General features: G+C 65.5%; 12 protein-coding genes. 6 read left to right on the forward strand and 6 right to left on the reverse strand.

Annotated features, from left to right (window positions below; all coding sequences use genetic code 11):
• The first annotated feature begins 2 nt into the window (after positions 1 to 2).
• Together kdsA and eno are read left to right on the forward strand one after the other, a co-directional pair.
• On the forward strand, positions 3 to 842 hold the full coding sequence (gene kdsA / locus LXM94_RS14070) for a 3-deoxy-8-phosphooctulonate synthase (protein WP_408015645.1): 840 nt from the start codon (positions 3 to 5) through the stop codon (positions 840 to 842).
• A gap of 153 nt (positions 843 to 995) precedes the next feature.
• The gene (eno, locus tag LXM94_RS14075) at positions 996 to 2,270 is read left to right on the forward strand and encodes a phosphopyruvate hydratase (protein WP_235772099.1); all 1,275 of its coding nucleotides are present in this window, start codon (positions 996 to 998) and stop codon (positions 2,268 to 2,270) included.
• 32 nt (positions 2,271 to 2,302) lie between these two features.
• Here eno and LXM94_RS14080 read toward each other — a convergent pair whose 3' ends face one another.
• From LXM94_RS14080 to LXM94_RS14095, 4 genes are all read right to left on the reverse strand, one after another.
• Positions 2,303 to 3,130 carry an arginase family protein gene (locus LXM94_RS14080; RefSeq protein ID WP_235772100.1) on the reverse strand — a complete coding sequence of 276 codons (828 nt, stop codon included), beginning with the start codon at positions 3,128 to 3,130 and terminating at the stop codon, positions 2,303 to 2,305.
• Between the two features lie 16 nt (positions 3,131 to 3,146).
• Positions 3,147 to 3,599, reverse strand: a complete 453-nt coding sequence (locus LXM94_RS14085) for a DUF3293 domain-containing protein (protein WP_235772101.1) — start codon at positions 3,597 to 3,599, stop codon at positions 3,147 to 3,149.
• 75 nt (positions 3,600 to 3,674) lie between these two features.
• Positions 3,675 to 5,084 (reverse strand): type I glutamate--ammonia ligase, encoded by a 1,410-nt coding sequence (glnA, locus tag LXM94_RS14090; protein WP_235772102.1) that lies wholly within the window; start codon positions 5,082 to 5,084, stop codon positions 3,675 to 3,677.
• A gap of 67 nt (positions 5,085 to 5,151) precedes the next feature.
• On the reverse strand, positions 5,152 to 5,490 hold the full coding sequence (locus tag LXM94_RS14095; protein WP_011975544.1) for a P-II family nitrogen regulator: 339 nt from the start codon (positions 5,488 to 5,490) through the stop codon (positions 5,152 to 5,154).
• A gap of 338 nt (positions 5,491 to 5,828) precedes the next feature.
• Between LXM94_RS14095 and LXM94_RS14100 the strand changes: the two genes are divergently transcribed.
• On the forward strand, positions 5,829 to 7,310 hold the full coding sequence (locus tag LXM94_RS14100; protein ID WP_235772103.1) for an NAD(P)H-hydrate dehydratase: 1,482 nt from the start codon (positions 5,829 to 5,831) through the stop codon (positions 7,308 to 7,310).
• Positions 7,311 to 7,339: 29 nt separating this feature from the next.
• Here the strand turns inward: LXM94_RS14100 and LXM94_RS14105 are convergent, their stop codons facing one another.
• Complete coding sequence (locus LXM94_RS14105) at positions 7,340 to 8,143, reverse strand: DUF72 domain-containing protein (protein WP_235772104.1); 804 nt, start codon at positions 8,141 to 8,143, stop codon at positions 7,340 to 7,342.
• Between the two features lie 65 nt (positions 8,144 to 8,208).
• On the opposite strand from LXM94_RS14105, the gene LXM94_RS14110 reads away from it, so the two are divergent.
• Positions 8,209 to 8,457, forward strand: coding sequence for a type II toxin-antitoxin system Phd/YefM family antitoxin (locus LXM94_RS14110; protein ID WP_235772105.1), 249 nt, complete (start codon positions 8,209 to 8,211; stop codon positions 8,455 to 8,457).
• Entirely contained in the window at positions 8,439 to 8,840 is a 402-nt protein-coding gene (locus tag LXM94_RS14115; protein ID WP_268965126.1) for a type II toxin-antitoxin system VapC family toxin, read from the forward strand. Before LXM94_RS14110 ends, LXM94_RS14115 begins: the two co-directional genes overlap by 19 nt.
• A gap of 6 nt (positions 8,841 to 8,846) precedes the next feature.
• Here LXM94_RS14115 and uvrA read toward each other — a convergent pair whose 3' ends face one another.
• Positions 8,847 to 11,765, reverse strand: a complete 2,919-nt coding sequence (uvrA, locus tag LXM94_RS14120) for an excinuclease ABC subunit UvrA (protein WP_235772107.1) — start codon at positions 11,763 to 11,765, stop codon at positions 8,847 to 8,849.
• 272 nt (positions 11,766 to 12,037) lie between these two features.
• Here uvrA and LXM94_RS14125 point away from each other — a divergent pair, with 272 nt between their 5' ends.
• Positions 12,038 to 12,556, forward strand: a complete 519-nt coding sequence (locus LXM94_RS14125) for a single-stranded DNA-binding protein (RefSeq protein ID WP_235772108.1) — start codon at positions 12,038 to 12,040, stop codon at positions 12,554 to 12,556.
• The last annotated feature ends 32 nt before the right edge of the window (positions 12,557 to 12,588 follow it).

A 12,588-nucleotide genomic window follows, 5' to 3' on the forward strand; every position in this document is an offset into this window, starting at 1 on the left:
GCATGCAGAGCAATTCCGCGGTGACGGTCGGCGACGGCGCCGGCAAGGTGACCTTCGCGCAGGACCGGCGCTTCTCGCTGATCGCCGGCCCCTGCCAGATGGAGAGCCGCGACCATGCCTATATGATCGCCGGCACGCTGAAGGAACTGTGCGCCGGGCTCGGGCTCGGCCTTGTCTACAAGTCCTCCTTCGACAAGGCGAACCGCACCTCGATCGCCGGCAAGCGCGGCATCGGGCTCGACAAGGCGATGGAGATCTTCGCCGACCTGAAGAAGGACTTCGGCTTTCCGGTGCTGACCGACATCCACACGGAGGAGCAGTGCGCGGTCGTCGCCGGGACGGTCGACATCCTGCAGATCCCGGCCTTCCTGTCGCGCCAGACCGACCTGCTCGTCGCCGCCGCGAAGACCGGCCGGGCGATCAACGTCAAGAAGGGCCAGTTCCTTGCGCCCTGGGACATGAAGAACGTGCTGGCGAAATTCACCGAGAGCGGCAATCCGAACGTGCTGCTCTGCGAGCGCGGCGCCTCCTTCGGCTACAACACGCTCGTCTCCGACATGCGCTCGCTGCCGATCATGGCCGCGCTCGGCGCGCCCGTCGTCTTCGACGCAACCCATTCGGTGCAGCAGCCGGGCGGCCAGGGCGGCTCGTCGGGCGGCCAGCGGGAATTCGTCGAGACGTTGGCGCGCGCCGCAATCGCCGTCGGCGTCGCCGGTCTGTTCGTCGAGACGCACGAGGATCCGGACAATGCCCCGTCGGACGGCCCGAACATGGTGCATCTGAAAGACATGCCGCGGCTGCTCGAAAAGCTGCTCGCGTTCGACGCGGTCGCCAAGGCATGACGGACGGCGTCAAATGCCTGTCATGCCGCCGCGCTACGGCGGGAGGCACCGGTGCCGTCCTTGCAATTTCCATCGCTTCGATTATGACGATTTAATCGATTAGATCATCGCCGGCCCCAGCCACAAAGGCCCATCCTTGGAGGGAAGACAACCATGACCGCTATCATCGACATCATCGGCCGGGAAATCCTCGACAGCCGCGGCAACCCCACGGTCGAAGTGGACGTGCATCTGGAGGACGGCTCCTTCGGCCGCGCCGCCGTGCCGTCCGGCGCCTCCACCGGCGCGCATGAGGCGGTCGAGCTGCGCGACGGCGGCAAGCGCTATCTCGGCAAGGGCGTCGAGCGCGCCGTCGAGGCGGTGAACGGCGAGATCTTCGAGGCGGTCGGCGGCCTGGAGGCGGAAAACCAGATCCAGATCGACCAGGCGATGATCGAGCTCGACGGCACGGCGAACAAGTCCCGCCTCGGCGCCAACGCCATCCTCGGCGTGTCGCTTGCCGTCGCCAAGGCGGCCGCCGAGGCCGCCGGCCTGCCGCTCTACCGCTATGTCGGCGGCCCGAACGCCCGCGTGCTGCCGGTTCCGATGATGAACATCATCAACGGCGGCGCGCATGCCGACAACCCGATCGACTTCCAGGAATTCATGATCGTGCCGGTCGGCGCCGACACGATCCGCGACGCCGTGCGCATGGGCTCCGAAGTGTTCCACACGCTGAAGAAGCAGCTCGCCGCCGATGGCCACAACACCAATGTCGGCGACGAAGGCGGCTTCGCGCCGGGCCTCGCCTCGGCGCCCGCCGCGCTCGACTTCATCATGACCTCGATCGAAAAAGCCGGCTACAAGCCGGGCGACGACATGATGATCGCCCTCGACTGCGCCTCGACGGAATTCTTCAAGGACGGCAAATACGTGCTGGAAGGCGAGGGCCGTACGCTCGAGCCCGGCGCCATGGCCGAATACCTTGCCGAACTTGCGGCGAAATACCCGATCTTCTCGATCGAGGACGGCATGGCCGAGGACGACTGGGACGGCTGGAAGGCGGTGACCGACCTCATCGGCAGCAAGTGCCAGCTCGTCGGCGACGATCTGTTCGTCACCAATTCGGCACGGCTGCGCGACGGCATCAAGATGGGCGTCGCCAATTCGATCCTCGTCAAGGTGAACCAGATCGGCTCGCTGTCGGAAACGCTCGACGCCGTCGAGACGGCGCACAAGGCGAGCTACTCCGCCGTCATGTCGCACCGCTCCGGCGAGACCGAGGATTCGACGATTGCCGACCTCGCTGTCGCCACCAACTGCGGCCAGATCAAGACCGGCTCGCTCGCCCGCTCCGACCGCACCGCCAAGTACAACCAGCTGATCCGCATCGAGGAACAGCTCGGACCGCAGGCGAAATATGCCGGCCGGTCGATCCTGCGCGGCTGACGCGACAAGACGGCCTGATCGGGACGGCCCGGTCAGGCTTCTTGCGACAGCCGCATAAGCAGCGGCGCAATCGAATCGAGAAGGCCGGCCGGAGAGGCCGGCCTTCCGCTTTCCGGCCAGGCCTCCTGAAATTCCGCGATTTCCAGCCCGACGCAGTCGTGTTCCGCGAGAACCGCGCAGGCGCGGCCGAGATCGGCGTGCGACAGCCCGCCCTCGACCTGAAAGTCGGTCGGCACAAGGCCGGGGCTCAGCACGTCGCAATCCAGATGCACATAGACCGGACGTCCGGCGATGGCCTGCCGCAGCGTATCCGCCATCGCATCTCCAGGAGAAACCACCGGGATGGCCCGGGCCGCGATCAGCGCCTGCTCGGCGGGATCGGCGTCACGCAGGCCGACGAAGACCAGGTTTTCGAGCCGCAACCCGTTCCCCAGGCCGGACTGCCAGAGGCCAGCCGCCGCGGAGAGGACCATGCCGCCGAGATAACCGCTCGATGACGTTTCCGGCGTGTTGATGTCCGCATGGGCGTCGAACCACACGACACAGGCTTCGGGCCGGTGTTTCGCGACGACCGGCAGGGTGGCAAGCGCCGCCGCGCAGCGGGGAAGCGCCGTCACCGGCGTCCTGCCGGACGCGAGAATGGAATTGTAACGGGCGGCGAGTTCGTGAAGGGCCGGCAGGGCCGCCGCGAGCTCCGCCTCCCAGGCCCCATTCAGCGCCGGCGCCGGCCTGCCGATCGTCGTTGCCGGCACCTGCAGACGGCCGGCAAGGGCGTCCCCGACGGCCGCCGCGCCGGGGATGCCCAGATCGTTCCGATCGCCGGCCCGTCCCAGAAATGTCGTCAGCGCCGGATTGCGCAAGGGCAGGTCCTCCCGTTCACGGTATCGAAGGCTCCGGACGGCTGGCGGCCAGCGCCTCGTCGCTGAGCGGCAGCAGCTCCGGCGGATGGCCGGTCTCGAACCACACGATCGCATGCTGGCGATAGGTGCGCCCGAGGTCTTCCGCCGCCTGCCGGCCGATGCCGATTGCGAGGAAGCTTGCCTCGGGCGGCCAGGTCCCGTCGGTGCCTTCGCCGCGGCCCGGAAGCACGGCGGCGCAATGTGCGCGAAGGTCGCCCGCGAGCCGGAGATTGGCGTCCCGATTCGCCCCGCCGGGCGTCGGCCGGCTGAGCGGGTTCCAGGCGGTGATCATGGCGGCCGTCGTCGTGCGCTCTTGCGCCATCAGCGTTTCGAGACCGGGACTGTGCTCGCCGATCCGCGCGACGATCTCGCCGTCCGGCGTCTCGACGACGTAGCGCGTCCGGCGATAGGCGTCCAGCAGGCTTTCCATGGTCGATTCGCTCCGTATCCCGGAATGCAAACGGGCGGCCGATGGCCGCCCGCGTTCTTGGACGATGTCGGCCGATCAGGCCGAGTAGTACATGTCGAACTCGACCGGGTGCGGCGTCATTTCGAAGCGCATGACTTCCACCATCTTCAGTTCGATATAGGCATCGATCTGGTCGTCGTCGAAGACGCCGCCGGCGGTCAGGAACTTGCGGTCCTTGTCGAGGTTCTCGAGCGCCTCGCGCAGCGACCCGCAGACGGTCGGGATCTTCTTCAGTTCCTTCGGCGGCAGGTCGTAGAGGTCCTTGTCCATGGCCTTGCCGGGATGGATCTTGTTCTTGATGCCGTCGAGCCCGGCCATCAGCATGGCGGCGAAGCCGAGATAGGGGTTGGCCAGCGGATCGGGGAAACGGACCTCGACGCGCTTCGACTTCGGGCCGGAGCCGAACGGGATGCGGCAGGAGGCGGAGCGGTTGCGCGCCGAATAGGCGAGCAGGACCGGCGCCTCGTAACCCGGGACCAGGCGCTTGTAGGAGTTGGTCGTCGGGTTGGTGAAGGCGTTGATCGCCTTGGCATGTTTGATGATGCCGCCGATGTAGAAGAGGCACGACTCGGAGAGGCCGGCATATTCGTCGCCGGCGAAGGTCGGCTTGCCGTCCTTCCAGATCGACTGGTGCACGTGCATGCCCGAGCCGTTGTCGCCGAAGATCGGCTTCGGCATGAAGGTCGCGGTCTTGCCGTAGGCGTTTGCGACCTGATGCACGACATACTTGTAGATCTGGATCTTGTCGGCGTTGCGCACCAGCGTGTCGAACTTGACGCCGAGCTCGTGCTGGGCGGCGGCGACCTCATGGTGGTGCTTCTCGACGACGACGCCCATCTCGGCGAGCACCGTCAGCATCTCGGAGCGCATGTCCTGGCACGAATCGACCGGCGGAACCGGGAAATAGCCGCCCTTGACGCGCGGACGGTGGCCGAGGTTGCCGGTCTCGTAGTCCGTGTCGTCGTTGGACGGCAGCTCGGACGAATCGAGCTTGAAGCCGGTGTTGTAGGGATCGGCCTTGTACTTGACGTCGTCGAAGACGAAGAATTCGGGCTCGGGGCCGACGAACACCGTGTCGCCGATGCCGGAGGACTTCAGATAGGCCTCCGCCTTCTTGGCCGTGCCGCGCGGGTCGCGGTTATAGGCTTCGCCGGAGATCGGGTCGAGGATGTCGCACATGATGACCATGGTCGACTGGGCGAAGAACGGATCCATGTGCACGGTGGCCGTGTCGGGCATCAGCACCATGTCGGATTCGTTGATGGCCTTCCAGCCGGCGATCGACGAGCCGTCGAACATGACGCCGTCGGCGAACATGTCCTCGTCGACGCAGGAGACGTCCATCGTCACATGCTGCAGCTTGCCCTTCGGATCCGTGAAGCGCAGATCGACGAACTTGACGTCGTTTTCCTTGATCTGCTTGAGGATATCGTTTGCACTCGTCATGGTGTTCAATCCCTAGTTTTTGTGACGATTGGAGCCTTGTCCCGACGGCAAGGCATTTGGATGGCAGTCAGATGGCGTCGATCCCGGTTTCGCCGGTGCGGATGCGGATGACTTCCTCGACATTCGAGACGAATATCTTGCCGTCGCCGATGCGGCCGGTCTGGGCGGCGTTGCGGATGGCCTCGATCACCGCTTCCGCATTCTCGTCGGCCAGCACCACCTCGACCTTCACCTTGGGCAGGAAATCCACGACATATTCGGCGCCGCGATAGAGTTCCGTGTGGCCCTTCTGGCGCCCAAAGCCCTTGGCTTCCGTGACCGTAATACCCTGCAGGCCGACTTCCTGAAGAGCTTCCTTCACTTCGTCCAGCTTGAAAGGCTTTATGATCGCTTCGATCTTTTTCATGAGAAAATGTCTCTCCGCTTCTCCCGTTGAGCAGGCAGATTGCCGCTGCGCCAAATCATGCATTTTGCATGCCAGACTGCAACGAATTAGTGCGCAAATCGGCGCTCCGCCGGCTGATTGACGGCAATCTTGCGCCTTTGCGGGCAGAAAACCAGTGGAATTTGCCTAAAAATTATAACTTTGAGGCGGCTTTCTCATGGGAATCGGCGCGAGCCCAAGCGTGCCTTTCGCGTCGACTTAAAACTGTGCACTAACTATGTGCAAATGCATATTATTTCACCCATTTCGCGGGGTTTCGGCGCTTGCGGTTCCGGGCCTTTCGCGCGATGGTGCCGGTCATGCGCAGCATGCTTGAAAATCTCGTGCTGACACCGGACGAGATGGCCGCGGTCGACCGGGCGGCATCGGCCTCCGGCCTGTCATCCCAGGGCCTGATGGAGCGGGCGGGCCGCGCCGTCGCCGCGGCGGCGCTGCGGCGCTTTCCCGGGGGCCTGCGCTTTGCCGTGCTCTGCGGTCCCGGAAACAATGGCGGGGACGGTTACGTCGCCGCGCGCGCGCTGGTCGAAGCCGGAGCGCCGGTTGCGCTCTTCGCCTTCGGCGATCCCGACGCGCTGACGGGAGACGCGGCGGCGGCTCGGCATCTGTGGGCGGGAGACACGATATCATTAGCCGGCTACCAAGCATCGCCCGGGGACGTGGTAATCGACGCGCTGTTCGGGGCGGGGCTTGCACGGGACCTGCCGGACACGGTCTGCCGGGTGATCGACGCGGTCAACGGTCTGGCGCTCCCCGTGGTGGCCGCCGACCTGCCGAGCGGCGTCGACGGCCGCACGGGCGCGGTGCGCGGCGCCGCCTTCGACGCGGCCGTCACCGTCACTTTCATGTGCCGCAAGCCGGGCCATCTGCTGATGCCGGGACGGGCGCTTTGCGGTGAGACCGACGTTTTCGACATCGGCATTCCGCCGCGCATCGTCCTGCACGAGGGGCATCATCTGCGCGTCAACGGCCCCGACATCTGGCGCATGGCGCTGCCGAAGGCGGATGGGGCGGGCCACAAATACGGCCGCGGGCATCTCGCGGTCTTTTCCGGCGGGGCGGGTGCCACCGGCGCGGCGCGGCTGGCGGCCGGGGCGGGATTGCGCGCCGGCGCCGGCCTCGTCACGGTGCTCGGGCCAGGCGACGCCCTGGCCGCACTGGAGGCGCATCTGACGGCCGTCATGCTGCGGCGGGTCGATGACGAACGGGCCCTTGCCGCGCTGCTTGCGGACGACCGCTTCCGCACCTTCGTGCTCGGCCCGGCCTTCGGCGATCTGGCGAAGGCGCGTGCCTTCGTCGCGGCGACCGGCAGGCGCGCGCTGGTGCTCGACGCGGACGGCATCACCGCCTTCCGGGACGATCCGGATGCCCTCTTTGCGCTTTTCCGGGATGGTCCGCCGCGGCTCGTCATGACGCCGCATGACGGCGAGTTCGCACGGCTCTTCGCGGATCTCGCGGCCGACGGGACGCTTTCCAAGGTTGACCGCGCACGGGCGGCGGCGGCGCGCAGCAATGCGGTGATCGTGCTGAAGGGAGCCGACACGGTGATCGCGGCGCCGGACGGGCGGGCGCTGATCAACGACAATGCGCCGCCCTGCCTTGCGACCGCAGGCTCCGGCGACGTGCTCGCCGGCATCGTCGGCGCGCATCTTGCGCAGCGCATGCCACCCTTCGAGGCGGCGGCCGCAGCCGTCTGGCGTCACGGCGAGGCGGGCCGGAAAGCCGGCGACGGACTGACCGCCGAAACGCTCGTCGAGGCGATCGGGCCGCTCGTCCAGCCCTGATTCCACGCCCGCGACAGGCGCAACGGCCGTCAGCCGGCCCGCTTCTGGAGCTCTCGCGCACCGTTCGGCGCGTTGACCTTGCCTTCGGTGATGAAGAAGGCGAAGACGTCGCGCGGCACTTTCTCCGGCTTGTGGTCCGGATCGATCAGCGGCAGGTCGGCCGGCCCGCCGCCGGAGGCCCATTCCTTCAGCCGGCCGGCCCACAGATCGAGTCTTTCGGGGGTGTAGCAGGTCGCAATCTCGTCCGAGCCCTTCTGGAGGCGGGCATAGACGAAGTCGGTCGTGACGTCGGCAATCTCCGGATACGCGGCGTGCTCGGCATAGGCGACGGCGGCTGCGTACCTGCGGGCGAGTGCGGCGAATTCCGGCACCCTGAAGGAATCATGGCGCACCTCCAGCACATGACGCAGCGGGATCCCGTCCTGCTTGTCCGGCAGAAGCTTGAGGAAGCCCTCGAAATCCTCCGGTTCGAATTTCTTCGTCGGCGCGAACTGCCAGAGGATCGGGCCGAGATGGTCGCCGAGTTCGGTGATGCCCTGCGTCAGGAACCTTTCGACGGATTCGCCGCCGTCCGACAGCACCTTGCGGTTCGTCGAGAAGCGGCTGGCCTTCAGCGAGAAGACAAAGCCGTCCGGCACCTCGGACGCCCATTTGGCAAAGGTTTCCGGCTTCTGCGAGCCGTAATAGGTGCCGTTGACCTCGATCGCCGTCAGCTCGCGGCTGGCGAATTCGAGCTGTCGCTTCTTCGGCAGTTTTTCCGGATAGAAGGTGCCTTCCCACGGATCGAAGGTCCAGCCGCCGATGCCGGTGCGAATGATGCCGGATTGGGTCATGAATTGCCTCCCGTTGAAGTTAGCTAGGAAATTAGCTATGTAATAATTGCTCAAGGATGATGTGCATGACCGTTGTCAATATCCATCAGGCGAAAACCGAACTGTCGAAACTGATTGCGCGTGCCGAGGCGGGTGAAGAAATCGTATTGGCACGCGGCAACAAGCCAGTTGCGAAACTCGTCGCGCTTGAAGCGCCGAAGCCGACCGTTCGCGGCTACGGCAGCCACGCCCACCTGCGCGGTAAAATTCCCGACTCATTCTTCTTCGATCCGCTTCCGGAAGACGAGCTGAAGCTTTGGGAGGGAGACGTCTGACCGTTCTCCTGGACACGCAAGCGCTTCTCTGGTGGCTCATGGCCGACCCGCGACTAAGCGCTCGCGCCAGGGAAACGATCGACAATCCGGGCATCACACGCTTCGTGAGTTCAGTGACGGCGTTCGAGATCGCGACGAAGGTTCGCATCGGCAAACTCGACGAAGCCCGCGAAATCTCTGACCGGTTCGAATCCATACTGATCCAGGGCGCTTTCACGAAACTCGATCTCACGGCCGATCACGCGCTGCTGGCGGGCCGCATGGCTGGCGAACACCGCGATCCGTTCGACCGCCTGATCGCCGCCCAGGCGAAGCTTGAAGACATGCCGGTGATCAGTTCGGACAAGGCCTTCCTGTCCTTCGGTGTTCATCTCCTCTGGTAGCAAACCCTATTCCGCCGCGACCTTCCGCATCGGCCGCCGTTCCAGCAGGTCCTTGAGAAACTGCCCGGTATAGGAGCGCTCGACCTTTACCACATCCTCCGGCGTGCCTTCCGCGATCACCTCGCCGCCGCCGTCGCCGCCCTCGGGGCCGAAGTCGATGACCCAGTCGGCGGTCTTGATGACTTCGAGATTGTGCTCGATGACGACCACCGAATTGCCCTGGTTGACGAGCTCGTGCAGCACTTCCAAGAGCTTCGCCACGTCGTGGAAATGCAGGCCGGTCGTCGGTTCGTCGAGGATGTAGAGCGTGCGGCCCGTCGAGCGCTTCGACAGTTCCTTGGCGAGCTTGACGCGCTGCGCCTCGCCGCCCGACAGCGTGTTCGCCTGCTGGCCGACCTTGATATAGCCGAGGCCGACCTGGTTCAGGGTGACGAGCTTGTCGCGCACGGCGGGCACGGCGGCGAAGAAGTCGACGCCTTCCTCCACCGTCATGTCCAGGACGTCAGCGATCGACTTGCCCTTGAAGGTGACGTCGAGCGTCTCGCGATTGTAGCGCTTGCCGTGGCAGACGTCGCAGGTGACATAGACGTCCGGCAGGAAATGCATCTCGATCTTGATGACGCCGTCGCCCTGGCAGGCCTCGCAGCGCCCGCCCTTGACGTTGAAGGAGAAGCGGCCCGGCTGGTAGCCGCGCGCCTTGGCTTCGGGCAGGCCGGCGAACCAGTCGCGGATCGGCGTGAAGGCGCCGGTATAGGTGGCCGGGTTCGAGCGCGGCGTGCGGCCGATCGGCGACTGGTCGATGTCGATCACCTTGTCGATGAACTCGAAACCGTCGATGCGGTCGTGCTCGGCCGGGTTTTCGCGCGCGCCCATGATGCGGCGCGCCGCCGACTTGTAGAGCGTCTCGATGAGGAAGGTGGACTTGCCGCCGCCGGAAACGCCGGTGACCGCCGTGAAGACACCGAGCGGAATCGCCGCAGTGACATTCTTCAAATTGTTCGCCCGCGCGCCGACGACCCTGATTTCCTTCTTCTTCTTCGGCTTGCGCCGTTCCGAAGGCACGCCGACCGCCATCTCGCCGGAGAGGTATTTTCCGGTCAGCGACTTCGGATGGGCCATGATGTCGGACGGTGCGCCCTGGGCGATCACCTCGCCGCCGTGGATGCCGGCGGCCGGGCCGATGTCGACGACGTAATCGGCCGTCAGGATGGCGTCCTCGTCATGCTCGACGACGATCACCGTGTTGCCGATGTCGCGCAGGTGGCGCAGCGTCTCCAGCAGGCGGGCATTGTCGCGCTGGTGCAGGCCGATCGACGGCTCGTCGAGCACGTAGAGCACGCCGGTCAGCCCCGAGCCGATCTGCGAGGCAAGCCGGATGCGCTGGCTTTCGCCGCCCGACAGCGTGCCGGAATTGCGCGACAGCGAGAGATATTCCAGCCCGACGTCGTTGAGGAAACGCAGCCGCTCGCGGATCTCCTTCAGGATGCGCACCGCGATCTCGTTCTGCTTGGCGTTCATGTGCTCGGGCAGCGCCTCGAACCAGTCGCGCGCCACGCGGATCGACATCTGCGTGACCTCGCCGATATGCAGCCTGTCGATCTTGACGGCCAGCGCCTCCGGCTTCAGCCGGAAACCGTTGCAGGCGGGGCAGGGGGCGGCCGACATGTAGCGCTCGATCTCCTCGCGCGCCCAGGCGGAATCCGTTTCCTTCCAGCGCCGCTCGAGGTTCGGCACGATGCCCTCGAAGGTCTTCACCGTCTTGTAGGAGCGTGCGCCGTCCTTGTAGTTGAACTCGATCTTCTCCCGGGTGCCGTGCAGGATGGCATTCTGCGCCTCCTGCGAGAGTTCCGACCAGCGATGGGAAAGCTTGAAGCCGTAGGCTTCGCCGAGCGCCTCCAGCGTCTGGTTGTAGTAGGGCGAGGACGACTTGGCCCAGGGCGCGATGGCGCCGTCGCGGAGCGTCCGCTGCGGCTCGGGCACGATCAGGTCCGGATCGATCTTCTGCTGGCTGCCGAGCCCGTCGCAGGTCGGGCAGGCGCCGAAGGGATTGTTGAAGGAGAAGAGCCGCGGCTCGATCTCGGAAATGGTGAAGCCGGAGACGGGGCAGGCGAATTTTTCGGAAAACAGCACCCGCTCGTGCGTCTCGTTCAGCGACTTGTTGGCCGAGCCGCCGGCGGACGTCTCCTCGGGCGGCAGCGGCTTGTCGGCGAACTCGGCGACCGCCAGCCCGTCGGCGAGCCGGAGGCTGGTCTCCAGACTGTCCGCGAGGCGTGCGGCGAGGTCGGGACGCACGACGACGCGGTCGACGACCACGTCGATGTCGTGCTTGTATTTCTTGTCCAGCGCCGGCACGTCGGCGATCTCGTAGAACTGGCCGTCCACCTTGACGCGCTGGAAGCCCTTCTTCATCAACTCGGCGAGTTCCTTCCTGTACTCGCCCTTGCGGCCGCGGATCATCGGCGCGAGGATGTAGAGGCGGGTGCCTTCCTCCATGGCGAGCACGCGGTCGACCATCTGGCTGACCGTCTGGCTCTCGATCGGCAGGCCCGTCGCCGGCGAGTAGGGGACACCGACGCGCGCGAAGAGCAGGCGCATGTAGTCGTAGATCTCGGTGACCGTGCCGACGGTCGAGCGCGGGTTCTTCGAGGTCGTCTTCTGCTCGATCGAGATCGCCGGCGACAGGCCGTCGATCTGGTCGACATCCGGCTTCTGCATCATCTCGAGGAACTGGCGGGCATAGGCCGACAGGCTCTCGACATAACGGCGCTGGCCTTCCGCATAGATCGTGTCGAAGGCGAGCGACGACTTGCCGGAGCCTGACAGGCCCGTCATGACGATCAGGCTGTTGCGCGGCAGGTCGAGGTCGATGCCCTTCAGATTGTGTTCGCGCGCGCCGCGAATGGAAATGGTCTTGAGTTCGCTCATGGTGTCCAGCGTCAGGTGAGGGATGCGCTACCTATGTAGGGACGGCGGGGAGCCTGTCCATGCGCTCTTCGGGTAAATCACTGCGTCATTCCGATTCGGTTGACAAGAGTATAGAGGCCCATTAGAACAAAAAAAGAACAAATTGAAGCGCAATGATCTGTGGATTACCGGCGGCGCGGGCGGCGCGGGCCGGCCGCGGTCGATATGATGGGCGGATTGCACGAAACGAGACCGGGCGGCGATGCGCCCGGCACGACACAGGGACAGAGTTCATGGCTGGCAGCGTCAACAAGGTGATCCTCATCGGCAATGTCGGGGCCGATCCCGAAATCCGGCGCACGCAGGACGGCCGGCCGATCGCCAATCTGCGGATCGCGACGTCGGAAAGCTGGCGCGACCGCACGTCCGGCGAGCGCCGCGAAAAGACCGAGTGGCACAATGTCGTGGTCTTCAACGAGGGCCTCTGCAAGGTCATCGAACAATATGTGAAGAAGGGCGCCAAGCTCTATATCGAGGGTGCGCTGCAGACCCGCAAGTGGCAGGACCAGACCGGCAACGACCGCTACACGACGGAGGTGGTGCTGCAGGGCTTCAACTCGACGCTGACCATGCTGGACGGGCGCGGCGAGGGCGGCGGCGAGCGGCGCGGCGGCGGCGATTTCGGCGGATCGAATTTCGGCGGCGACCAGAACTACGACGACTATGGTGCCAAGCCCGCATCGGCCGGCCGCGCCGCCGGCGGCGGCTCGCCGAGCTTCTCGCGCGACATGGACGACGACATTCCGTTCTGAGGCCCGGGCCGCGGCGCGGCCGGGTTCGACCA

It is taken from the genome of Rhizobium alarense, from assembly GCF_021555155.1.
In the GTDB taxonomy this organism is placed as follows: Bacteria; Pseudomonadota; Alphaproteobacteria; order Rhizobiales; family Rhizobiaceae; genus Rhizobium_D; species Rhizobium_D alarense.